Source organism: Shewanella sp. HN-41 (genome assembly GCF_000217915.1).
Lineage (GTDB): Bacteria > Pseudomonadota > Gammaproteobacteria > Enterobacterales > Shewanellaceae > Shewanella.
Window position 1 is genome coordinate 141399 of record NZ_AFOZ01000044.1, and the last position, 23184, is coordinate 164582.

At 48.0% G+C, this 23184-nt stretch carries 25 protein-coding genes and 1 pseudogene; 16 read left to right on the forward strand and 10 right to left on the reverse strand.

The window, feature by feature from the left end; all coding sequences use genetic code 11:
- The first annotated feature begins 28 nt into the window (after positions 1-28).
- From SOHN41_RS18000 to glnG, 5 genes are all read left to right on the forward strand, one after another.
- Complete coding sequence (locus SOHN41_RS18000; protein ID WP_007651827.1) at positions 29-721, forward strand: type 1 glutamine amidotransferase domain-containing protein; 693 nt, start codon at positions 29-31, stop codon at positions 719-721.
- A gap of 136 nt (positions 722-857) precedes the next feature.
- Positions 858-1484, forward strand: coding sequence for a glutathione S-transferase family protein (locus SOHN41_RS18005; protein WP_007651829.1), 627 nt, complete (start codon positions 858-860; stop codon positions 1482-1484).
- Between the two features lie 192 nt (positions 1485-1676).
- Positions 1677-2213: a DUF4124 domain-containing protein gene (locus SOHN41_RS18010; protein ID WP_007651831.1), complete on the forward strand. Its 537-nt coding sequence runs from the start codon at positions 1677-1679 to the stop codon at positions 2211-2213.
- A gap of 121 nt (positions 2214-2334) precedes the next feature.
- The gene (gene glnL / locus SOHN41_RS18015) at positions 2335-3381 is read left to right on the forward strand and encodes a nitrogen regulation protein NR(II) (RefSeq protein WP_007651833.1); all 1047 of its coding nucleotides are present in this window, start codon (positions 2335-2337) and stop codon (positions 3379-3381) included.
- Between the two features lie 38 nt (positions 3382-3419).
- Positions 3420-4832 (forward strand): nitrogen regulation protein NR(I), encoded by a 1413-nt coding sequence (gene glnG / locus SOHN41_RS18020; RefSeq protein WP_007651837.1) that lies wholly within the window; start codon positions 3420-3422, stop codon positions 4830-4832.
- Positions 4833-4960: 128 nt separating this feature from the next.
- On the opposite strand, the gene SOHN41_RS18025 is transcribed toward glnG, so the two are convergent.
- From SOHN41_RS18025 to SOHN41_RS18040, 4 genes and pseudogenes are all read right to left on the reverse strand, one after another.
- Complete coding sequence (locus tag SOHN41_RS18025; protein ID WP_007651838.1) at positions 4961-5524, reverse strand: porin family protein; 564 nt, start codon at positions 5522-5524, stop codon at positions 4961-4963.
- A gap of 217 nt (positions 5525-5741) precedes the next feature.
- A complete protein-coding gene (locus SOHN41_RS18030) occupies positions 5742-5927 on the reverse strand; it encodes a hypothetical protein (protein WP_007651841.1) in 186 nt (61 codons plus the stop codon).
- Between the two features lie 41 nt (positions 5928-5968).
- Positions 5969-6864 (reverse strand): annotated as a pseudogene (locus SOHN41_RS18035) (cation diffusion facilitator family transporter).
- A gap of 50 nt (positions 6865-6914) precedes the next feature.
- Positions 6915-7403 carry a Spy/CpxP family protein refolding chaperone gene (locus SOHN41_RS18040; RefSeq protein ID WP_007651848.1) on the reverse strand — a complete coding sequence of 163 codons (489 nt, stop codon included), beginning with the start codon at positions 7401-7403 and terminating at the stop codon, positions 6915-6917.
- Between the two features lie 326 nt (positions 7404-7729).
- Here SOHN41_RS18040 and SOHN41_RS18045 point away from each other — a divergent pair, with 326 nt between their 5' ends.
- Positions 7730-8419 carry a response regulator gene (locus SOHN41_RS18045; RefSeq protein ID WP_007651850.1) on the forward strand — a complete coding sequence of 230 codons (690 nt, stop codon included), beginning with the start codon at positions 7730-7732 and terminating at the stop codon, positions 8417-8419.
- Between the two features lie 14 nt (positions 8420-8433).
- Complete coding sequence (locus SOHN41_RS18050) at positions 8434-9783, forward strand: ATP-binding protein (RefSeq protein ID WP_007651851.1); 1350 nt, start codon at positions 8434-8436, stop codon at positions 9781-9783.
- Positions 9784-9850: 67 nt separating this feature from the next.
- Here SOHN41_RS18050 and SOHN41_RS18055 read toward each other — a convergent pair whose 3' ends face one another.
- Positions 9851-11776 (reverse strand): sigma-54-dependent Fis family transcriptional regulator, encoded by a 1926-nt coding sequence (locus tag SOHN41_RS18055; protein ID WP_007651853.1) that lies wholly within the window; start codon positions 11774-11776, stop codon positions 9851-9853.
- Between the two features lie 380 nt (positions 11777-12156).
- Here SOHN41_RS18055 and SOHN41_RS18065 point away from each other — a divergent pair, with 380 nt between their 5' ends.
- Positions 12157-13677, forward strand: coding sequence for an aldehyde dehydrogenase family protein (locus SOHN41_RS18065; RefSeq protein ID WP_007651857.1), 1521 nt, complete (start codon positions 12157-12159; stop codon positions 13675-13677).
- 198 nt (positions 13678-13875) lie between these two features.
- On the opposite strand, the gene SOHN41_RS18070 is transcribed toward SOHN41_RS18065, so the two are convergent.
- Entirely contained in the window at positions 13876-14637 is a 762-nt protein-coding gene (locus SOHN41_RS18070) for an SDR family NAD(P)-dependent oxidoreductase (RefSeq protein WP_007651859.1), read from the reverse strand.
- Between the two features lie 138 nt (positions 14638-14775).
- On the opposite strand from SOHN41_RS18070, the gene SOHN41_RS18075 reads away from it, so the two are divergent.
- Positions 14776-15699 (forward strand): LysR family transcriptional regulator, encoded by a 924-nt coding sequence (locus tag SOHN41_RS18075; protein WP_007651860.1) that lies wholly within the window; start codon positions 14776-14778, stop codon positions 15697-15699.
- Here SOHN41_RS18075 and SOHN41_RS18080 read toward each other — a convergent pair.
- Together SOHN41_RS18080 and SOHN41_RS18085 are read right to left on the reverse strand one after the other, a co-directional pair.
- Positions 15696-16199 (reverse strand): hypothetical protein, encoded by a 504-nt coding sequence (locus tag SOHN41_RS18080; protein WP_007651861.1) that lies wholly within the window; start codon positions 16197-16199, stop codon positions 15696-15698. The genes SOHN41_RS18075 and SOHN41_RS18080 overlap by 4 nt on opposite strands.
- Before the next feature lie 84 nt (positions 16200-16283).
- Positions 16284-16748 (reverse strand): DUF2809 domain-containing protein, encoded by a 465-nt coding sequence (locus SOHN41_RS18085; RefSeq protein ID WP_007651862.1) that lies wholly within the window; start codon positions 16746-16748, stop codon positions 16284-16286.
- 217 nt (positions 16749-16965) lie between these two features.
- Between SOHN41_RS18085 and SOHN41_RS18090 the strand changes: the two genes are divergently transcribed.
- The 7 genes from SOHN41_RS18090 to SOHN41_RS18120 all read left to right on the forward strand — a co-directional run bounded on the left by SOHN41_RS18090 (position 16966) and on the right by SOHN41_RS18120 (position 21532).
- Entirely contained in the window at positions 16966-17553 is a 588-nt protein-coding gene (locus SOHN41_RS18090; protein WP_007651863.1) for a cytochrome b/b6 domain-containing protein, read from the forward strand.
- Positions 17554-17606: 53 nt separating this feature from the next.
- On the forward strand, positions 17607-18053 hold the full coding sequence (locus SOHN41_RS18095) for a DUF1924 domain-containing protein (RefSeq protein WP_007651864.1): 447 nt from the start codon (positions 17607-17609) through the stop codon (positions 18051-18053).
- A 75-nt stretch (positions 18054-18128) separates the two neighbouring features.
- On the forward strand, positions 18129-18692 hold the full coding sequence (locus SOHN41_RS18100; RefSeq protein WP_007651865.1) for a diheme cytochrome c: 564 nt from the start codon (positions 18129-18131) through the stop codon (positions 18690-18692).
- A complete protein-coding gene (locus tag SOHN41_RS18105; RefSeq protein ID WP_037459609.1) occupies positions 18685-18951 on the forward strand; it encodes a PepSY domain-containing protein in 267 nt (88 codons plus the stop codon). Before SOHN41_RS18100 ends, SOHN41_RS18105 begins: the two co-directional genes overlap by 8 nt.
- A complete protein-coding gene (locus SOHN41_RS18110) occupies positions 18951-19610 on the forward strand; it encodes a winged helix-turn-helix domain-containing protein (RefSeq protein ID WP_007651867.1) in 660 nt (219 codons plus the stop codon). The genes SOHN41_RS18105 and SOHN41_RS18110 overlap by 1 nt, the downstream gene beginning before the upstream one ends.
- A 5-nt stretch (positions 19611-19615) precedes the next feature.
- Positions 19616-20932 (forward strand): sensor histidine kinase, encoded by a 1317-nt coding sequence (locus SOHN41_RS18115; RefSeq protein WP_007651869.1) that lies wholly within the window; start codon positions 19616-19618, stop codon positions 20930-20932.
- Positions 20933-21064: 132 nt separating this feature from the next.
- Positions 21065-21532: a GNAT family N-acetyltransferase gene (locus tag SOHN41_RS18120; protein WP_007651871.1), complete on the forward strand. Its 468-nt coding sequence runs from the start codon at positions 21065-21067 to the stop codon at positions 21530-21532.
- A gap of 113 nt (positions 21533-21645) precedes the next feature.
- On the opposite strand, the gene SOHN41_RS18125 is transcribed toward SOHN41_RS18120, so the two are convergent.
- A complete protein-coding gene (locus SOHN41_RS18125; RefSeq protein ID WP_007651872.1) occupies positions 21646-21855 on the reverse strand; it encodes a hypothetical protein in 210 nt (69 codons plus the stop codon).
- Between the two features lie 399 nt (positions 21856-22254).
- Complete coding sequence (locus SOHN41_RS18130) at positions 22255-22767, reverse strand: DUF1993 domain-containing protein (protein WP_037459628.1); 513 nt, start codon at positions 22765-22767, stop codon at positions 22255-22257.
- Positions 22768-23184: the final 417 nt, after the last annotated feature.

Here is a 23184-nt window from a genome sequence, read left to right on the forward strand (position 1 = left end):
TATTGATGTGAGCAACTTAGGTAAAGGTATGAAAATGAATATATTAATGGTGCTTACGTCACACGATAAACTCGGCGACACAGGTTTAAAAACCGGCTTTTGGCTCGAAGAATTCGCCTCACCTTTTTATGAGTTTAAAGATAAAGGTTTTAACATTACCTTAGCCTCGCCACTGGGCGGTCAACCCCCGCTCGACCCTAAAAGTGATGAGCCAGACTTTCAAACCGAAGCCACTGCGCGCTTCAGTAAAGATCCTGAGGCACAAGCACTGCTAGCAAATACCACTCGCTTAAGTGAAATCAACGCAGCAGATTATGATGCGGTTTTCTACCCAGGCGGCCACGGCCCACTGTGGGATCTTGCCGAAGATAAACATTCTATCGCCTTGATTGAACAGTTTTATCAAGCCAATAAACCCTTAGGGCTCGTATGTCATGCGCCTGCGGCACTGCTGCGCCCTAAAGCCAGTGATGGTAAGCCATTGGTCAGCGGCAAGCGCGTTACCAGTTTCAGTAATTCTGAAGAAGAAGCAGTGCAACTTACTCATATCGTGCCATTTTTGGTCGAAGACATGCTGCAGAAAAACGGCGGCACTTATGTCAAAGGGGACGATTGGGCAAGCTTTGTCGTCGCAGATGGCCATTTGATCACAGGTCAAAACCCAGGATCATCCGAAGCCGTGGCGCAGGCCATCATCGCGCAACTGAACGCGAGGGGCTAAGCGATAAATACACGACACACTCAGCTTGAAATGAACAAAGACAGGCGTACAAGTATCCTAAATGCGTTAAAAAAGTACTATCGCACCATAATGGTGCGATAGCTAAAATCGACTCTCACCGTCAAAAGGCAAGCCAATGATCACTTTGCACCATCTCAATAAGTCACGCTCTAAACGTATCATCTGGTTGCTAGAAGAACTCGGTCAACCGTATCAAATTAAGAGTTATCAGCGTGATAGCCAGACTTTTCTCGCACCACCCGAACTCAAGCAGATTCATCCGTTAGGCAAATCACCCGTTATTGAAATGGACGGTCAAGTGATAGCCGAGTCGGGCGCGATCACTGAGTATCTGATTGAAAAATATGCTGCAGATACCTTAGCACCAGCAAGAGACAGTGCAGATTATGTCAGTTATTTGCAATGGCTACACTTTGCTGAAAGCTCGGCCATGTTGCCCTTATTGCTGCGTATGTTTGTGCAAAAGGATGGCTGTAAAACTAACTTCCTTGAAGGTTATGCGGCGACAGAGGTCAGTAAGATAAGCCACTACTTCAATGATATGTTGGCCGGTAAAACCTATCTGGTTGCAGACAAGCTCACAGGTGCGGATATCATGATGTCCTTCGTGGTGGAGCTACTGGCTAACAGTGGCGACCTCATAAAATTTGAACATATTCAACGCTATGCCACTCAATTATCCCAACATGCCGCTTGGGTTAAAGCGAGTGAAATCGAGAAACAACTCGATGCAAGCGTATAATTGATGACTCGAGTTCGGGTACATGATTGTGCCCGAGCTTCATCGAATTCAACCCAGTTCAGTTTCAATCCCCCCTTTCCGCTCCCACTTTACGCCTTCCATGTAACGACGCCGCATCATAAACACCATGATTTTTGATGGCAAACAGACTAATCTTGATTAACTTCCCCTCTACGATAAAAGGGCTTTTGCATGCGCACATTCACACTCATAGGCTTATTGCTATTTAGTATGCTCGCACAGGCAACTGTGTATAGATGGGTCGATAAGGACGGGAAAGTCCACTACTCAGATGAGCCACACCCTAATGCAGAAGTGGTTGAGTTGAAAGAAAAAACATTGAATCAAATCGCCTTACCTCCTCCCCAACTCGATGCAAGCGCTAACAATCAAGTGATTGAAAAAATGGCTTATCAAGTCAATATCACTTCACCTGAAGAAGAAGCGACAGTCAGGGATAATAATGGCGACTTTGAAGTTACAGCCATTGTGACTCCCGAGATTAAGAGCCGATATCTGATGGTGTTAAAGCTCGATGGACAGGTGGTTGGCCAACCCCAAGTGAGCGGCATATTTAAACTCACCAACATAGATAGAGGTGAACATACCATTGTTGTTGACGCTATGACTCAAAACGGCAAAGTCTTTGCATCTAGTTCACCAAGAAAGATATTTCTTCATCAAGCGGGGATGAGTCAATCCCCAAAGAAACAACCAAAATCAAATTAAAACATTTAATAACAATAGATTAGGTTGTTCAGGATAAATTAAACCGTTTGATGAAGTCGAGTTGCAGCTTGCACCAAATTGGTGCACCATAGTGGTGCAACTTTATTTTCAGGAATGGTCGATGGACAAAGAGACTCTGCTTAATCATTTAGTAACCGCGGTACTTGTCATAGATAAGGATCTCAAGCCTTGCTATGCCAACGCAGCAGCAGAGCAACTGTTAGGTGTTGGCAGCCATAGACTCGTAGAACAAGCTTTGCCTGAGCATTATCAAATTCTCGGCGTCGAAGCGCAGTTGCTGAGTGATGCCGTACAGGCCAGCCAAGGATTAACGGTAAATACGGCCCCACTCGTCACCCTTGATGGCCAGCATCACACTGTGGATCTTACCCTGATCCCCCTCGAAGATGAGACACAACTGAGTCTGCTCGAGCTGCGCCAAGTCGACCAACAGAGACGTATCCACCAGCAACTGAGTCAAGATGCACAACAACAGGCTGCGCAGTTTTTAGTGCGTAATTTGGCCCACGAGATAAAAAACCCCCTAGGAGGTCTGCGCGGAGCGGCGCAGCTATTATCCAGGGAACTCGATGACCCAGCACAAAAGGAATTTACCACGCTCATCATAGAACAAGCCGATCGTCTGCGTAGTTTAGTCGACCGCCTATTAGGCCCACAGCGACCAACCCAACATAGCCTGCATAACATTCATCAAGTCGTGCAGAAGGTTTACAAACTGGTTGAAATGACGCTGCCCGCCAATATCCAGCTTAAGCGAGACTATGATCCGTCCATTCCCGATATCGAGATGGATCCAGATCAAATGCAGCAGGCTGTGCTCAACATTTTGCAAAACGCAGTCCAAGCACTTGAACACTCTGGCGGTGAAATATTGATCCGCACTCGCACCCAACATCAAGTGACAATAGGCTCACAGCGACACAAGTTGGTACTGACATTATCGATTATCGACAATGGCCCGGGCATACCGACCGAGTTAATGGATACGCTGTTTTACCCTATGGTTACAGGTCGTGAACAAGGTTCTGGGTTAGGTCTATCCATTGCCCATAATATTGCCCGATTACATTCGGGCAGAATCGATTGTCTCTCCAGCGCAGGGCATACCGAATTTATTATTTCTTTACCGATTTTAAGCGCCAAATAATTGCAACAGCACCAACCCATACCGTATGAGGAAGCAAGATGCGAATGAGTGAACAAGTGTGGATCCTCGACGATGACAGTTCAATACGTTGGGTGCTCGAAAAAGCGCTCCAAGGCGCCAAACTCAGTACCGCCAGTTTTGCCGCGGCGGAGTCCCTATGGCAGGCATTAGAGATCTCCCAGCCTAGGGTAATAGTGTCTGATATCCGTATGCCGGGGACAGATGGGCTCAGCCTACTCGAAAGGCTGCAAATCCATTACCCACATATTCCCGTGATCATTATGACGGCGCACTCGGACTTAGACAGTGCCGTCAGTGCCTATCAAGCGGGTGCATTTGAGTATCTACCCAAACCCTTCGATATCGATGAGGCTATATCCCTCGTCGAGCGAGCGCTCACCCATGCCACCGAGCAGAGCCCCGCACCCGCACAGGAAGCCCAAGTCAAGACCCCCGAAATCATAGGTGAAGCGCCTGCGATGCAGGAGGTATTTCGCGCCATAGGCAGGCTGTCACGCTCATCCATCAGCGTGCTCATTAATGGCCAGTCGGGAACGGGTAAAGAACTGGTTGCGGGGGCATTACATAAACACAGCCCCCGCAAAGATAAACCCTTTATCGCCTTAAATATGGCGGCAATTCCAAAGGATTTAATCGAGTCTGAGCTCTTCGGCCATGAAAAAGGCGCCTTCACAGGTGCCGCCAATGTGCGCCAAGGACGCTTCGAGCAAGCTAACGGTGGCACGCTCTTTTTAGATGAAATCGGCGACATGCCGCTGGATGTGCAAACACGACTGCTACGGGTTCTCGCCGATGGCCAATTCTACCGTGTCGGTGGCCACAGCGCGGTACAAGTTGATGTGCGCATTATCGCGGCAACACACCAAGATCTTGAATTATTAGTGCAAAAAGGTGGCTTTAGGGAAGATTTATTCCATCGCCTCAACGTTATCCGCGTGCACTTGCCGCCACTCTCACAAAGACGGGAGGACATACCCCAGCTCGCCACCCATTTTCTGGCCTCGGCGGCAAAGGAAATCGGCGTTGAAACTAAGATCATGACCAAAGAAACTGCGGCTAAGCTCTCGCAGCTCCCCTGGCCGGGTAACGTAAGGCAACTCGAAAACACTTGCCGCTGGCTCACAGTAATGGCTTCTGGACAGGAAATTTTACCCCAGGATTTACCGCCAGAACTGCTCAAAGAGCCTGTGAGTGTGACCCACGCGGCGAAGGGCAGCCAAGATTGGCAATCAGCACTGACTGAGTGGATAGATCAAAAACTCTCGGAGGGAAATAGCGATCTATTGACCGAGGTGCAACCCGCTTTCGAGCGAATTCTGCTGGAAACTGCGCTGCGCCATACCCAAGGGCATAAACAAGAAGCCGCGAAACGTTTAGGTTGGGGACGAAATACGCTAACGCGAAAATTAAAAGAGCTGTCGATGGATTAAGCGCTTCACGTCAATGATAGCGGCACCAACTTAATCATAGATAATAAAAAGGGATATGTTCATATCCCTTTTTTACAAATTTATTCTATGGCGACTAGCGACAATTCCATGCGCTAAACACCAACGAATTAGAATTGATAATGTACACCGACAGCGAATTGCTTAATATCTGTGTCAATATCATTTAATCCTAGATAGTTATTATCAGCATCCAGTTCACCCGTGGTGACATCATAACTGACACGAATATTGAGGTGCTCGGTCACGGCAGCATTAACGCCTACACCGTAGGTCCACCCAAAACCAGTCAAATCTTCATCAAAACCATTGCCATCAAGCACTATCGCCATAGAAGCGATACCCACTTTGCCGTAAACAGAGAAAATATCATTGATTTGTGCGGTAAATTTAGGCGTAAAGCTTAGTGCACCAGCGCTAACATCGACATCCTTATCACCTAGATCGCCAGTAGCAAACAGGTTAGCTTCTAAACCAAACCAGTCGTTGAAGTTATAACCACCATAAACACCAAAACCAGTACCTGACTGAGAGTCAGTAAAATCATCACCATCAACTGTTACTCTATTCAATGCGCCACCCACATAAAATCCTGTCGTGTCGGTTGCAGCAGAAACTTGGGTTGTCGCTAATATTGATAATAAAGAGATGGTAACTAAAGATAATTTTTTCATCATACTTCCCTAATGATTTAAGCCAATAACTAAACGCTGCGGATATTACAACAAACACATAGTGAGGGTTACAGTTTGTAAGGACTAAATGCACTCTATACAGGAACGATTCAGCTTCGAATTAAGCCATAACAAACAGGCGGTAATTTTGCTGGGCAATATTGAAATAAATCGTTCTCGGCCAAAAATACAGGGGTTGGCGCAGGATAAGCTCGCTTCATACGCCAACGGGGGCGCTGGCCAACCCACAGTCAGCCATATGTGAGACACATTCCCCGCTCGATTCGCTAGCGGCGGGGGCATGTTCGGCGATCAGTTCAAAGCGGGTCGACAATCGATGATAACGACAGATTAGCCGCATATTTGCGGCTAAGGGGTGAGCCTGTTGCTGTGTCCATGGCATAACCACTCCTTTGGTGCTTTAAATAAAGAGTGCGCTCGCAGTTATGAACTCGTTGGACTTGGATCCACCTGTACTGGATCTTGGTGAATAATCACCTCAGCATCTTCAAACGCAGCCTTGACTCGCAAACCCGTGGTATCGGCGATGCTGTGGGCTTCGTTTAAACTTAAATTGCCATCGAGTTCTAAATGAAATTGAATAAAAACAGTTTTACCCGCCTGCCGAGTTCGTAAATCATGCAGCCCTTGCACCCGTGAATCTTCCTTCGCAATTTGCTTGATCTGCTGACGGGTTTCTTCATCTAACTCTCGGTCTAACAGCGCTTGAATTGAACGATAACCCAGATCAAAGGCTTGCTGCCCAATATATAAAGCTATTAATACCGCAAATAGACCATCTGCCCACCACCAGCCATATTGGGATAAGACTAATGCCAATAGCACCGCTGCATTGAGGAATAAGTCAGATCTATAGTGTAATGAATCGGCTTCCACCACTGAGCTATTGGTTGCGGCGAGTGCTCGTTTTTGCAACATCACCAGCGCCAGTGTTAACACTATAGCAACCACAGAAACCACTACACCTAAGGTGGCATGCTCCACAGGCGCAGGAGTAATCAGACGTTCTCCCCCGTAAAACAGCAGCAAAAAGCGGAGCCCATAATAAAGGCAGACTGGGCAAGGGACGCTAAGGGTTCTGCTTTGCCATGGCCATACCTATGGTCGTGATCGGCGGGGACAATGGCATAACGAATGGCGATAAAATTGATGATCGAGGCAAGCGCGTCAGCGAAGGAATCCGTTAAGGATGCCAACATACTGGCCGAACCTGAATACAACCAAGCTAACAGCTTGATAGTAATAAGGGTCAAAGCGGTAGCCACGGAGGCGCGGCTAGCCAATTTGACCCAAAAATCGTATTGGGAAGTTTGAGTCATAGGGGTCTATATCGGGAAGCTATGACTCTATTGTATATCAGCTTAGCCGCTTAACCGCGAGGTTCTTTACCAGCTTGTGCTTCAAATCTCGCTTTAAACTTAGCTTGCTGTTCGGGCGTCAGTAGATTGTAGATTTGATTCTGCATCTTCATCCGCTCAATGGCCTGTGCTTGACGTTTTTCCTGCTGAGCACTCATTAGGACCTTAGCTTGTGCCTCATCGAAGGCCGCAGAGGTGACCAGCGCCTGCATTTCAGCGCGGTGCGCTAAACGCTCTTCTTTAGTCAGTCTGTCTTCGCTATTCGCGGCGCGCTGCTCGGCAAACAATTTTTTAATGTCAGCCTTCTGTGTATCGGTCAGATCCAAACCTTCAAACATTCTGTGCATGCCGTCCTGAACCATACGCTCGCCATGTTTATGGAATTCACCCCGAGGATAGTCACAGCCTTGGCCTGGTTCGGCATTAACTGTAGTCGCGAATACCGCGGAGCTTGCTAAGATGGCAAACAGGCCAGCTTTTAAAGGAGATAATGTTTTCATCATGTTAACCTCAATAGTTCAACTTTATGTTGCAAAGTAAGACACAGTGACGACCCTTTTAAAAGCCGAATCACTTTCGACAATTACAGTCTAAAGCACCATATGTAAGTGAGAGCGTTGCCTGAGTAAATCACTGTAAAGTTGCCCTCAAGATGCAGGAAACTCGTATCTTGAGGTGGCTTAGGTATAACAGATTCCCTATTCTTTACTTTGGCTTACATTGCTACACAGCAATTGACATCAAAACGGGTATACTCAGCCAAAGCACTGAAAGTGCCCGTGATAAACGGGTACGCAAGGCCATATTAGAGAGATTAAGGAACACTATGAGTCGGATATTATTAATCGATGACGATCTTGGTCTATCAGAACTCCTCGGACAATTACTCGAGCTAGAAGGGTTTAAGTTAACACTGGCCTACGATGGTAAACCAGGGTCCCTGGAATTGGCCTTGGCGACCGATTACGATTTGATCTTGCTCGATGTAATGTTACCCAAGTTAAACGGCTTCGAAGTGCTGCGCGCCCTACGTCAACATAAACAAACCCCAGTGTTAATGCTGACCGCCCGCGGTGATGAAATCGACCGCGTGGTTGGCCTTGAAATCGGTGCCGATGACTATTTGCCTAAACCCTTTAACGATAGGGAGCTTATCGCCCGTATTCGAGCCATCATCCGCCGTTCCCATTTAACGGCCCAAGAAATTCATGCGACTCCGGCACAGGAATTTGGCGATCTGCGTTTAGATCCCACCCGTCAAGAGGCTTACTGTAACGAGCAGCTGATCATACTCACTGGTACAGAATTTACGCTGCTGCATACCCTCGCACTCCACGCCGGTGAGTTAATGAATAAGGAAGAATTAAACGAAATTGTGCTCGGTAAAAAACTCATGCCCTTCGATCGCAGTTTAGATATGCATCTTTCAAATTTACGGAAAAAACTCCCCGAGCGTAGCGATGGCAGGCCGAGGGTGAAGACTATTCGTGGCAAAGGCTATATTTGGTTACCCTAACGACGGAGTTGACTGTGCCTAATCGCTTATTTATCAAATTATTACTAGGATTTTGGCTCTGCAGCTCGCTGATCATTGCTTTGGTTGGCCTATTACCATTGCTACAACAAAATCACGATAGGGCCCCCATTCCACCGCACCTCGAAAAACTGCTCGCCACGGTCGCATTACGCATCCAAGAAAACCCAGCCCTGCTCAAATCAGATTTTCTGCGCCGCGGGGAAAGGCATAGGGATATGGAGGGAAAACCATTACGGCTTTATTTAGTGAACAGCCAAGGACAAGTGCTCAACACCAATAGAGTGAGCCGTGGTGTTCGCAGCTTTATGCTAATGGCCGATGAAGAAAAACAACCTATTAGCCATCAATTTAAAGACGAATTGGTTTTCGGCCCCCATCAATTCAGCCTCGAAGGTGAAACCTATTTTATCTATGGCCGCCTACCGGATATCCATCCGCGCCCCTGGTTCTTCTTCTTTATTGAAAACAAACTGCTCACCCTGAGCTTAGCCATTGTACTTTCGGGGTTGCTCTGCGCCATACTCGCTTGGCATTTAGGTAAACCATTAAACTCTCTCAAGAAAAGTGCTGATGCCCTTGCCGAGGGAGATCTAAGTAACCGTGTCGATAGGGCAACAACCCAGCGTAATGATGAAATTGGTCAACTCGCCAGCGCCTTTAATAGCATGGCGGATTCCATTGAAGCCATGGTGAACAACCAACAGAGGTTGATGGGGGATATTTCCCACGAACTGCGCACGCCACTGACTCGTCTGCAACTGTCACTGGCACTCGCCCGAAAGAAAGGTCAACAAACCACGGAAACCGACCGCATCGCCTACGAGGCCGAACAGTTAGAAAAACTGATCGCAGAGCTGTTGGAGTTATCGCGGGTAAAACTCAGCACTAATGAAACTAAGGTCCGCCTTGGGTTAGCCGAATCACTCAGCCAAGTACTGGACGATGTGGAATTTGAGGCCGAACAACAAGGTAAAAGCATTACTATCGATATCGATGAAGAAATTGAGTTAGCACATTTTCCTAAATCCCTTTCCCGTGCCATCGAAAACCTGCTGCGTAATGCGATTCGCTATGCCCAGAGTGATATTCATATCCATGCGACTCAAACGGAAAATCAAGTGCACATTACCATTGAGGATGATGGTCCGGGGATAGATCCCGCCGAACTCGATGCGATTTTTAAACCTTTCTACCGCCCCGACTCGGCAAGACAAAGAGAGAGCGGCGGCTGGGGACTGGGTCTTGCGATTACTGAAGCGGCGATTACCGCCCATAAGGGTAAAATTAAAGCCGAAAATCGCGTTCCCCATGGCCTAAAGGTATACATTAGTCTGCCCACATAAATCCTGCTGTTAAGGCCTTTAGTCAGTATGGAAGGGTTAATATGGGTATTTTCCCATCGTTCTAAAATTAACCCTTAATACCAAACAGTTTCAGCTTACGATACAAAGCATTACGGCTGATCCCTAAACGCTTCGCACATTGGCTCACATTGCCATCACAGGCTTGGTATGCCTGCAGTACATTGCTATAAATCGCCCCATGGAGGGAATTGATGGCTGCAGTCTCCGCCGTTGAACACATAGAATTTGGCTGCACCGCGATATTGCCACCCTGCGGATGGGATGCAGAGCTTTGACTAGTCTTAACCTCGTCACTAAGCAACTTGGCTTTTAACGGCTCTGCGTTTAACAGGTCTACTTTTAACGGCTCGCCCGCTAATTTTTGTGCAATATAATCGGGTAAATGCTGCCAAGTTAAGGTGTCATCACCCTCTGCCATCAAGCAAGCCACTTGCATAAGGTTATCGAGCTCACGCAAATTGCCCGGCCAGTCGTGCTGCATCAACTGCCCTAACAGCTCTGGGGAAATAGCCTGCGCCGCAATGCGATGTTTACGATGCAATTTATGGATAATACGCTCGATATCCTGCCGTTCACGTAGCGCAGGTAACCGCACTTGTAGACCGTTTAATCGATAGAATAAATCCTGCCGAAACAGCCCCTGCACCACTTGTTGTTCCAAATCCATATGGGTTGCGGCAATGATTTGGATGTCGACTTTAAAACTTTGATTACTGCCAACGGGCACCACTTCGCGCTCCTGCAACACCCGGAGTAAACGACTCTGGGCCGCCAGCGGCATTTCGCCGATTTCATCTAAAAACAAAAAACCGCCGTGGGCTTGGCGAATTTTGCCGATAAATCCCGTGCGGTTCGCCCCAGTAAAAGCACCTGCCTGATAACCAAAGAGTTCGGATTCGACTAACTCGGCGGGCAAAGCCGCACAGTTCACCGCGACTAAGGGCTCGGTGCGACGCGCACTCTGGGCATGGAGCTTTTTAACAAACTGCTCTTTACCGACACCGGTTTCGCCGAGCACTAATAGTGGAATTTGCTTAGTGATCACCTTATTGGCATGTTGCCATGCGCGCTCAAGTTGAGGATCGCGAAACCGCACGCCCAATTGCGTGAGCGATTTATTGCTCATCGCCACCCGACTCTTGACGCTGGGAATGTTTAAGGGCTGAGTCTGTAGATGCAAGTCTAAATGCTGATTAAAACCACCCGCACGGCTCCAATTATCGCCTAAGTACTGCTCGACGGCATCGCCGATCTTGGCATGATTAAGCAATTGTTTCGCCATGGGATTACAACCCACAATGCGACCATCACTGTCGGCAATCACTATGCCCTGCCAACCCGAATTTAGCAGATTTGGCTGCGCCGCTAAATCGATTCGATAATGGCTATCGGGCAGATGACACAAGAGTGCGGTCTCGACCTGCTGCGCCAAACTCGACACTAACATCAGCGTCTGCTGGGTGTGTCTTTGCTGCTCGCTGGTGATATCTATCACCCCGAGCATCTCACCTTGGGGGGAAAATATCGGACAAGCGGTGCAACTCATAAAACGATTCTGGCGAATAAAATGCTGCTCACCCACCACTGATACCGCTTGTTTGGCGGTAAGTGCAGTCCCTATCGCATTGGTGCCTTTGTGCTGCTCGAGCCAATTCACCCCAATATCCAGAGCTACATCCGCCAGTTTTGTGGAGTAACGGCTCACGCCCCAGTGCCTAAGCACATAACCCTCAGCATCACAGAGCAAGAGTCGGCTATTAGAATGCGCCATCAACTGATTGAACAAAGGCAAGGCATGGGATTGCACTAATGCAATGAGCATTTGATATTGCTCATGTTTCTGTTTTAGTTCGCTGGCATCGAGCCTAAGCTCTTGGGGTAACTGAAATTCTGATAAGCCAGCGCCAATGCTGCGCTGCCACGAATCGGCCAACCAAGCCTGTGTCGATGGTAAATGCGGTTTAACTGTCATAGCCGTGCTCCCCCGAGCGGTGTTCCGTTTCGGCACAGTTGCAGTGTGCCGTTCGATGACAAAGTGACCACAGGACACACTTCTCTCCCTGAGTGCCCATACTTATTCAAATCTGCAAAATGAGCTTTTCATCATACTGTTAGCGCAACAAGTGTACAACTCTTGCCAGTTTGGCACTCTCCTTGCGATGCACCATTGGTATGCAAGCCTTAGGTGTTGCATAAGAGAACACTAAGTCAATCAATAGGATCGGCTTAAAGCAAAACAAAAAAATATATAAAAAAGCATCCATCAGATGCATCAACAAGACTCCCTTGCTGAAGCCCAGAGCGTAAAAATCGCCAACGCCCAGCATGCCATCCACAAGAAGGAATGATTCTATGATTTATGCTCAACCCGGAACCGCAGGCGCAATCGTTAACTTCAAAGAAAAATACGCCAACTTCATCGGCGGTAAATGGGTCGCCCCGATCAATGGTAAATACTTCGACAATCGCTCACCCGTGAATGGCCAAAACTTTTGCCAAATCCCGCGATCCGATGCACAAGATATTGAATTAGCGTTAGATGCAGCCCACGCAGCCAAAGAAGCATGGGGCAAAACCTCAGTCACCGAACGCTCAAACCTGTTACTGCGCATTGCCGATCGGGTCGAACAAAACCTCGAATATTTAGCCGTAGCCGAAACCTGGGAAAACGGTAAAGCGGTGCGTGAAACCTTAAACGCCGACTTGCCCTTATTCGTCGATCACTTCCGCTACTTTGCCGGTTGTATCCGCGCACAGGAAGGCAGTGCCGCCGATATCGACGGCAACACAGTCAGTTATCACTTCCCTGAGCCTTTGGGCGTGGTCGGCCAGATCATCCCTTGGAACTTCCCGCTCTTGATGGCGGCATGGAAAATCGCTCCTGCGCTGGCGGCGGGTAACTGTGTGGTACTCAAGCCTGCGGAGCAGACACCGGTATCGATTCTGGTATTGCTCGAGCTGATTGAAGACCTATTACCCGCGGGTATTCTTAACGTAGTCAACGGCTTTGGCGCGGAGGCGGGACAAGCTCTGGCCACCAGCAAACGCATCGCTAAGCTTGCGTTTACGGGCTCCACCGAAATTGGTTACCACATTTTAAAATGCGCCGCCGAATCCTTAATCCCTTCGACCGTTGAGCTTGGCGGTAAGTCGCCTAACGTGTTTTTTGCCGATGTGATGGACCATGAGGACGAGTATTTAAATAAAGCCGTCGAAGGTATGTTGCTGGCCTTCTTTAACCAAGGCGAAGTCTGTACTTGCCCATCACGGGTGTTAGTCCAAGAGTCGATTTTCGATCGCTTTATCGAGAAAGTACTCGCCCGCGCTCAAACCATTAAGCAAGGCGATCCATTAGATACCGACACCCAAGTGGGGGCTCAAGCCTCAAAAGAACAGTTTGATAAGATCTTAAGTTACTTAGCCATAGGTAAGGCTGAAGGCGCAGAAGTGCTACTGGGCGGCACACTTTGCCAACTCGATGGTGGCCAAAGTGAAGGTTATTACATCAGCCCGACGATTATGAAAGGCCACAATAAGATGCGGATCTTCCAAGAGGAGATATTCGGCCCAGTGATTTCGGTCACCACCTTTAAAGATGAAGCCGAAGCCTTAGCGATCGCTAACGATACCGAGTACGGCTTAGGCGCAGGCGTGTGGACGCGAGATATGAACACGGCTCAACGTATGGGACGTGGCATTCAAGCGGGCCGCGTGTGGATTAACTGTTACCACGCCTATCCTGCCCATGCCGCTTTTGGCGGATACAAAAAATCCGGCATCGGCCGCGAAACCCATAAGATGATGCTCAACCATTATCAAAATACTAAGAATCTCTTGGTAAGTTACGATGTGAACCCACTAGGTTTCTTCTAAGGAACTTTGGTGAAGGACTTTAGCTAAGAGGCTTTCTATAAAGGACGTTTCTAACCTGCTACAGCAGTAGTTATTAGCAGTTCTGCTAAACGTGATAACTATGGTGTAATAGCCATCATTGCAGCGCAGAAGTGATAGATAAGAAAGGGCGATTCGCCCTTTCTTTATTTCTGCCTCACATATTAATTAATCACACCATTACAGAAACATACCGCCTGAAGCTTCGATACGCTGGGCATTAATCCAAGCGGCCGCAGGCGATAGCAAGGCACTAATCGCGCCGCCAATATCGTCAGGTAAGCCCACACGTCCTAGCGCAGTCTGCTGTGCTAAAAACTGGTTCATCTGTTCATTATCCCGCACTGCACCACCGCCAAAATCTGTTTCAATCGCCCCAGGGGCAAGCACATTGACCCGAATACCCCGCGAGCCTAACTCCTTCGCCCAATACTTAGTCATAGTTTCAACCGCGCCCTTCATAGTGGCATAGGCGCCAAATCCGGGAATCGCAAAGCGCGTCAAGCCAGTGGAAATATTGATAATACTTCCCCCATCCATCAGCTGCGGCAATAGGGTTTGAGTCAAAAAGAACGGCCCTTTAACGTGAATGTTCATCAAGGTATCGAACTGTTCGATACTGGTTTCCGCCATAGGCACATGAATACCTATGCCGGCATTGTTAATCAAATAGTTAAACGACTCTCGCTGCCAAGTCTGGGCTAATACTGTGCTAACTTGGGTAGCAAACTCGACAAATGAGCCGCTATCGCTCACATCCAGCGGCAGCGCTACAGCCTTGCGTCCAAGCCATTCAATCTCGGCGGCCACTTCAGCCGCCGCTGCGGCATTTGTTTGATAGGTCATAATAATATCTATCCCCTGCGACGCTAATTTCAGGGCAGTGTTTTTACCTAAACCGCGGCTAGCGCCAGTGATAACTGCAATTGGGGTCGTGTTCATGGTCAGTCCTTATAATCGTCGCTGTAAGTGAAACCTAAGCCTTGGGGCCTAATTAACTGCACACAGCTTATTACTTGCAATTAACGAGATAAACACACTATAAATGCTAAGACTGTTAGCTAATAAAGGACAATCCTCGTGCAAGATAGACTGCAAGCCATGCAAATTTTTATGCGAGTCGCTGAATTACAAAGCTTTACCCAAGCGAGCGTCAGCTTAGGCCTATCGAAGACCCATGTGTCGAATGTAGTGGCGCAGTTCGAAACATTTCTAGGCGCGCGCTTGTTGCAACGCACCACGCGGACGGTACGCTTAACCCAAGATGGCCAGAGTTGTTATGAGCGCTGCAAGAGTTTACTGGCGGAGTTTCAAGAATTAGAAAGCCTGTTCCAACTGCAAGCCGAGCAAGTGTCGGGACGGCTCAGAGTCGATATGTCGACAGGCATTGCCCGCAATTTAGTTTTGCCAAAACTAGCTGAATTTATTGAGCAATATCCGCATATCGAGATTGAACTGAGCAGCACAGATCGTAAGGTGGATGTCGTTGCCGAAGGGTTCGACTGCGTCATCCGTGTCGGCAGTGTGCAGCAAGAAGGACTGATAGCGAAAACGCTGGGGCATTTTAAGATGCAGAACTGTGTCAGCCCAGCCTATATTGCCAAATACGGTAGACCCGAAAGCCTTGAGGATCTCACCTTACACAACCACAAACTCGTTCACTACGTCAGTCAATTAGGTGGCACTGACTCAGGCTTTGAATATCAAGATCCCCACACTCATCAAGCGAACCTTACTATCCAACTACCTAAATTGATTACGGTAAATAATGCCGATGCCTATAGCTCAGCCTGCTTGGCGGGGCTGGGGATAATTCAAGTTCCCAGCATAGGGGTGGCTAAGTATTTACACACTGGAGAGTTGGTCGAGATCCTGCCCAATTACCCCGCGCCGCCAATGCCTGTAAGCTTGCTCTATCCCCACAGGCGGCATTTATCTAAACGCCTGCAAGTCTTTATGGCATGGTTAAATCGGCTGATGACGCCGTTTTTAGTCCCACATTAAAGGGATTTTTCGATGGCCGCTAAACGCTGAGCCAATTCTGCCATAGCGGCAGCCGTTTGCGGATCGCTTTGGGGATCAACGACTTCTATCAGCTTAAGTTTCGGCCGGGCCGTTAGCCAAGAGCTGCCAGTTGTGATCACTAAATCCAGCACAAACTGACCGTAATAGTGCAACCGCAGGCGGTTATCGGCTATGGGCCAGTGTGAGTGCAGTAAAAATGAATCATACATTTGCGCCAAAGATGTCGTCGCTATGAGCCTAAACGCTTCATCAAGCAGACTAAACTCGGTCGACTCTTCGAAGGGACAATCAAAAGAAGTGATGACCAGATACCCCGAGGTTTTATTGGGTAAAACGCAGCGGTATTGACCTTCAATCACTAGACCAGCAATAAAGGCATGAGTAAGTTGGCCATTGAAATACAAAGGCATTTTCAGTGGATTAGGCTCAAGTCCATCGGTACGTGCTGTTAGCAGTGAAAACGCCGTTATCTGCTGCATCCCCTAACCCCACTTATCTCGTCTACCTATCTCGCCTACTTATCCGCGAAAACACACGTCACGCGGCTCTTGCGGATTCCAATACTAGGGCTGGCGGCTTGTCCAATAACAGCCCAATAAAATCAAGTAGCCGACAAAATATGCCACGAGATCGAGTGGATCAAAATGGCTACCTATCACTATCCGCGCCAAGTGATTTCCGCCCAAGCCTAGCTTGTCGACTAAACCCCAATACTGGCCAAACTCGATAGCAAAGGCAAACAGCAATACCGCGAGCGCCAGCCAAGGAGTTTGAAATAAGCGCTGAATACTATCGCCTTTATTTTTTGCTGCGGCTTTTTCTACCGAATGGGCGACAGGAACGACAGCACGCACCATGCAAAACAGTAAGATCACCACCAATACATCGCCCACAAACCCACGGATAACGCCCGCAGGCGCATATAAAGCGATTAAGACTTCAATCAAAAATAATAAAACCGCATAAATAAAAAAGGATTTACGACTCGGATTGCGGCTGATGAAAGCGCGAATAACGGCGGTAGACATAGCTAAGTTAGTCCCTTCACTCGGTTGAGGTGGCAGAATCTACCGTAATACCAAGAGGTTAACAAGCGAGCTTTCGTTGACATTTATGGCTCTCCGCCAGAGTAAGCGCACCACTTATCCCTCATCAATGCAATGAATGTTAGCGCCTCAAAATTTAAGCGAGGTTTAAGTTTGGGTTAAGTAGCCTACACCTAAACCCACTTAGGAGCGTCACACCATGTCATCAAACACACTGCAAACCATCAAAGTCTGGGACCTGTTGATCCGCATATTCCATTGGTCACTCGTCGGTTTTTTCACCTTAGCCTACCTCACCGAAGGCGAAGATGAGTGGATGACCATCCACAGTTACGCAGGTTACAGCATCTTAATTTTACTGGTGTTTCGTCTGCTGTGGGGCGTGATTGGTACTCACAATGCGCGCTTCAGTAACTTTGTCACTCGCCCTAAAGAAGTAGTGGTGTACCTCAAAGGACTCGCCGCAGGCAAAGCCAAAGACTACATAGGCCATAACCCCGCCGGGGCAATGATGATAGTAGCCTTAATTGCCAGCATCGCCATCACGGGATTCTCGGGCATGGCACTGTACGCCACCGACGGACACGGCCCATTAGCCACAAGCTTTTTCGCCACTTGGCCTGAGGGCGCCATAAAAGAAGTCCATGAATTCTTTGCCAACTTCACAGTGTTTCTCGTGGTTATCCATGTTGGCGGCGTCATCGTCAGCAGCCTGTTACACAAAGAAAACTTAGTTAGAGCCATGGTCACGGGCAAGAAACAACGCCCTGTGGAACAAGAAGATTAATCCATTAGCCATTTTGCTTAGCAACAAGACATCCAGCCCAAAAGGAATGCCCTATGAACAGATTCACCAGACACACGAATAAGAGCCGCCTTGCTATCGTCGCGATTTCCACCTTGCTGCTGACTAGCCTCAGCGTTAGCGCCGCCAACAGTAAAGTGCAAAGCCTGCCACTTAGCGCCGAGCGCATCGGCACGCAGCTGCAAAGCTATCAAGCCCAAGGCGCTGGCCCCTTTAGCGCCGCCGCAGGGCAAAAGCTTTGGCTACAGGATATGGACGGTCGCAGCTGCGCCAGTTGTCATACCGCCAAAGTCACCGACATGGGGATGCACCAAAATACCCGTAAACCCATTGACCCTATGGCGCCATCGATTACCGCAGATCGGTTAACCGACTCAGCCAAAATTGAGAAATGGTTTAGCCGTAACTGTAACTGGACCTTTAAACGCGACTGCACGCCGCAGGAAAAAGGCGATGCCTTACTCTGGTTAAGCCTGCAATAACCACCAAATTTCGACCGTATCACTCATTAAATTAATACCTTCCACAGAAGGTAACGGTACAAAAAGGAAGATGTCATGACTAAACAAGCACACCCTATTAGTTGGTTCTTAGGTTCATCACTCACAGCCGCGGCATTAGCCATTGGGGTTATCGGCGTCAGCCTAACCTTAACTGGCACAGGCTATGCGGACGATGGCCGCGAACTCAGCCGCGCCATTCCACAAAATGCGGAATACACGGCAGAATGTGGCAGTTGCCACATGGCTTACCCCGCGAACTTACTCCCCGCCGACAAGTGGCGCGCCATTACCGCAAATCTTGAGAATCACTTTGGTGACAACGCCAGCCTAGATCCTCAAGTCACTGCTAGAATTGAGGAATATCTGGTTCAACATGCGGCGCAAAATGGTAAGGTGATGAAAAACAGCACGCCGCTGCTTGCAGGCGCAGGGCCGCAGAAGATCACAGAACAGGCATTTTTTATTCGCAAACACGATGAGATCCCAAGACGTATGGTGCAAGATAACCCCAAAGTCGGCTCATTCAGTCAATGCAGCAATTGTCACAACCTCGCAGAGAAGGGCATATTCGATGAAGATACCGTTAATATTCCTGGCTTTGGCCGTTGGGATGATTAGCAGCCCCAGCTGCAATGCCCACGACGATGATCTTTCAAACAAGGTGGTCGAGTGGGTTAAGGAGGGCAAGGTTTTGCCCTTCGACACCATAATGCAACGCTATGAATCACGGCTAAAGGGACGGCTGCTCGATCTCGAAGTCGAGCAAAAACATGGAAGGATCATCTACGAACTCGAAATCCTCCGTGACGATGGCATAGTGTATGAAATCAAGATTGACGCCACAACCGGCGAGTGGCTAAAGGAAAAGGTCGACTGATGCGTTTGCTATTGATTGAAGATGATACCGATCTGGTCGCGCGCCTCATTCCCGCCCTCAACAAGGCGGGTTATACCGTCGAGCACGCCGATAACGGTATCGACGGCGCCTTTTTAGGCGAAGAAGAAAACTTCGAAGCCGTTATCCTCGATCTCGGTTTACCCGGCAAACCCGGCTTACAAGTCCTAGGGCAATGGCGACAAAAGGGCTTAGCTATGCCAGTGCTGATCCTCACCGCCCGCGATGCATGGCATGAGCGGGTCGATGGCCTCAAGGCGGGTGCCGATGATTACCTCGGTAAGCCTTTTCACATTGAAGAACTGCTCGCAAGGCTCGAAGTGTTGATCCGCCGCCACTTTGGCCGCGCCGACAATGTGCTACAACATGCGGGCGTCTCCCTCGATGTCGATAAGCAAGCCGTCACCAATGTCGACGGCGAAGTCATAGAGCTGACTAAGATTGAATATCGCCTGCTGCATTACTTAATGGCCAACCCCAGCAAAATCGTCTCTAAGTCCGAGCTAAGTGAACGCATTTACGAAGAAGATCAAATCAAAGACAGCAATGTCATCGAAGTGTACGTCAACCGCCTGCGCCAGCGCTTAGGCAAGGATTATATCGAAACCCGTCGCGGCCAAGGTTATCGACTCAAGGAGTAAAAGGCGTGTATTCACTCAAGGGTTATCTGACGCGCAATCTGCTGATCACGCTCACCTTTGCCATGGTGCTGTTATTGTATTTTCTGTACCAAGGTATTCAAATATTAACCCAAGACTTTGTTGCCTCGCGATTGCAACACGATGCCGACAGCCTGATATCCGCCCTGGATCACAATCCCGATGGCACCTGGGCGCTCACCACCGACCGCTTGCCCAATGTGTACCACAGGGTTAATTCTGGGCATTATTTTGCGATTCAAATCGGCGAGCAAAACCTGCGCTCACGCTCCCTATTCGACCATAACGTGAACATGCCAAAACTGACCGCCGGTGAGCAACATCAAGCCACTGAGTTTGTTGGCAAAGAACATTGGCTGATGTTCAGTCAGGCCGTTATCAAAGAGGAACAGTTAGTTACCCTGTGGGTGACAGAAGACATCAGCGAGCTAGAACAGACCCAAGTGCAGTTTTTGGCCTTTGCCAGCGCGGCGGTGTTGTTCACGATTGTCATTCTATTAATGGCGCAGTATCAGCTACTTAAACGCGGCTTCAAACCCTTAGAGCAGATGCCAGAAGCCATCCGGCAGATGCGCACCCAAGGGCAAGAAATCAATCCAGACCAAATGCCGAGCGAAATTATCCCGCTGATAGAAGAGATAGATCGCTTAGTCAACCAATTGGGGCAACGAGTACAACGCTCCCGCAACGCCCTAGGTAACTTAGCCCACGAAATGAAACGTCCGTTACAAGGACTACGGTCCTACCTAGAAAGCCTACCGCCAGAACAGCGGAGTGAGGGCAACAAGGTGCTCGCAAACCTGCACCACATCATCGAAAGAGAGCTTAAGCGCACTAAGATAGTCGGCCTGTCCACTCCGGGGCGTTATACCGTGATCGATGACGATCTCGCGCCGCTGATCCAAGTGATGCAGCGCATCTACCCAGAGCGCATTATTCATAGCCATTACACGAGCGGCTTAGTGATGCCGTTTGACAGGGATGACTTACTCGAACTCTTAGGAAATTTACTGGATAACGCCTGCAAACATGGCCGCAAGAGCATTGAGATCCGTATCCAACAACAAACGACTCCCACTGCAGGTTATGGGATCCTAGTCAGCGATGATGGAGAAGGCGTCTCCGATGCCGCGCTGTCCGTTATCATTGAGCGCGGCATTCGGTTAGATGAAAGCATTCAAGGTTATGGTTTAGGGTTATCTATCTGCAAAGATATCGTCGACAGCTATCAAGGCGAACTCAGCTTTAGCCACGCGCAACAAGGTGGACTCGAAGCCAGCGTATTTCTGCCACTCCCAACTTAAGCGGTATACTCAGCCAAACCATGCTCAATCAAACCTGCCACCACATCATTTAGACAGGCGAGTAGAATCTAGTATTTGCACCACTACGTCGCACCATTAAGCCCTTTGCATAACATAAACCCAGAGATTGAGATGAAAGTTATCGACCTAAAATCGGCTCCGCAGCACATTCCACAACTGGCACAATGGCATCATCAAGAATGGGCACATTTAAGTTCTGCGGATGCCACAGTCACCACACTCATTGAGCAGATGAGCGAGTACCTCACTGACGCCGCCATCCCTAAGATGTTTATCTGTGAAGAAGCCAATCAAGTCATGGGCTCCTCCTCATTAACCGCAGCAGATATGGATACCCGAACCGACCTAAGCCCTTGGCTGGCCAATGTGTATGTTAATGCACACTATCGAAATAAAGGATTGGGGAAATTATTAGTCAATGCCGTCGTTGATTATGCCAAAGCACTCGGATTACAAAAAATCTATTTGTTTACCGCAGACAAAGCAGACTTTTACCAGGCACTCGGTTGGTCAACAATTTCACGGGAAGATTATATGGACGAGATGGTCACGATAATGGAATATGAATTTAATCATTAAAGAAGTGAATGTTTAAGGAGAGTGAGCAAGCCCCACGACGGGCGTCGTGAAGCTGTACATGCGGGCTAAATATCTAGATGTGATATCCAATACTTAGCGACAAGCCAATGGCTTTAGTCAATTTCTATATCCACGCCGAAACGATTGGATAGTTGGCGTTGCTCGTGCAGAATTTCAATTCGGCGGCGAGTGTCTTGGGTCAACTTGTCTTTGAGGCGCAATCCACTGGTAACAGCGGCTTTTTTTGCTTTCTTGCTCTTCATCGGTAAATCAGTTGTCGTTGTATCCGTAGGACTCTCGATGGCTTGAGATTCGATAGACATAGCTAACTCCTTTAATTAGAACCTTAAATAGGTTCTTCCAGTAAATTCCTGCTCAAAACGTACAAACAGAATGAGTCAATTCACCATTCACTATCTAAGTAACTGATAACTTGGCGACACATAAACTTACGTTCCATATCATTCACCTAAGCCAACAAGATTAGGGGGCACTAACATGGGTGAAAATAAGTGAGACGTAAGGTCAAAATGAAAAACTGAGTAATGATTTATTTCATCGACGCAACAGAACCCTAACGAGCCCTAAATTTTCCGACGACAAAGCGGCTAACATAGGTAGAGAAAGAACAGATGATAATGCAGAAAGGTTGATAAACTCGAGCGGCGAAGCGCTGTTGCACAACCATTAGGCTGCGCAACAGTACTACATCTAGCTTAGGTTTACGACTTATATGGCATAGCGCCGAGGTAATCTTTCTTACCAATTTCAACACCATTGTGGCGTAAAATGGCATAGGCTGTTGTTATATGGAAGTATAAGTTAGGGATGGCATGCTCAATAGCAAACTCATATCCAGTTAAATATTTTCCTTCCCAACGCGGTTGTGAGACATGAATCGTGGCCGCATTAGCAAAATCATCCACTTTGAACGTGGCTAAATAATCTAATACAGAGCTAATACGAGTTTGTAACTCAGCTAAAGTCGTTTCACTATCATCGTGCTTTGGCACAGTATCTAAGTTATCGGTCAAACGTGCCACGCCAATTTTGGCAGTATCACAGGCAATTTGAACTTGGCGAATAAGGTTAAATTGATCCGGCGCTAAACGTGAGTTCAATAGCACTGTCATATCAACTTTCTTGAGGTTTGCGAAGCTCTCGCCCTTTTCAAGAATAACGCTTAAATTTTTCAGCATCTTGCTAAATTGTACAACCGTTAAATCATAAAGCATGGCATTGACCTCAGTGATGGACGCTACAAAACTGCAGCACTTAAGACTATCTTGGGGCAAATAACCCAATTTCAATCATTATTTCAATTTAAGTTTTTACTTAACAACAAAAACACCAAAATGAATGATATTAAGTAGATGAGAATAGTAAAAAAAGAGATGAGTTAAATAGAGGTAAAGTGTTTACCACGCGCTAAATACTTAAAATATGCTCAAATCGACAACTATATTGAGGATGGGAGAAACTACAAAAATAAAGTAAAACCCGCTGTCGCTATAACAAAACCGCGATCTTCTGCAGCGCTGAAACGAAAAAAGCCTCATCTTTCGATGAGGCTTTCGTCTTAATGTTGGCGGAGCGGACGGGACTCGAACCCGCGACCCCCGGCGTGACAGGCCGGTATTCTAACCAACTGA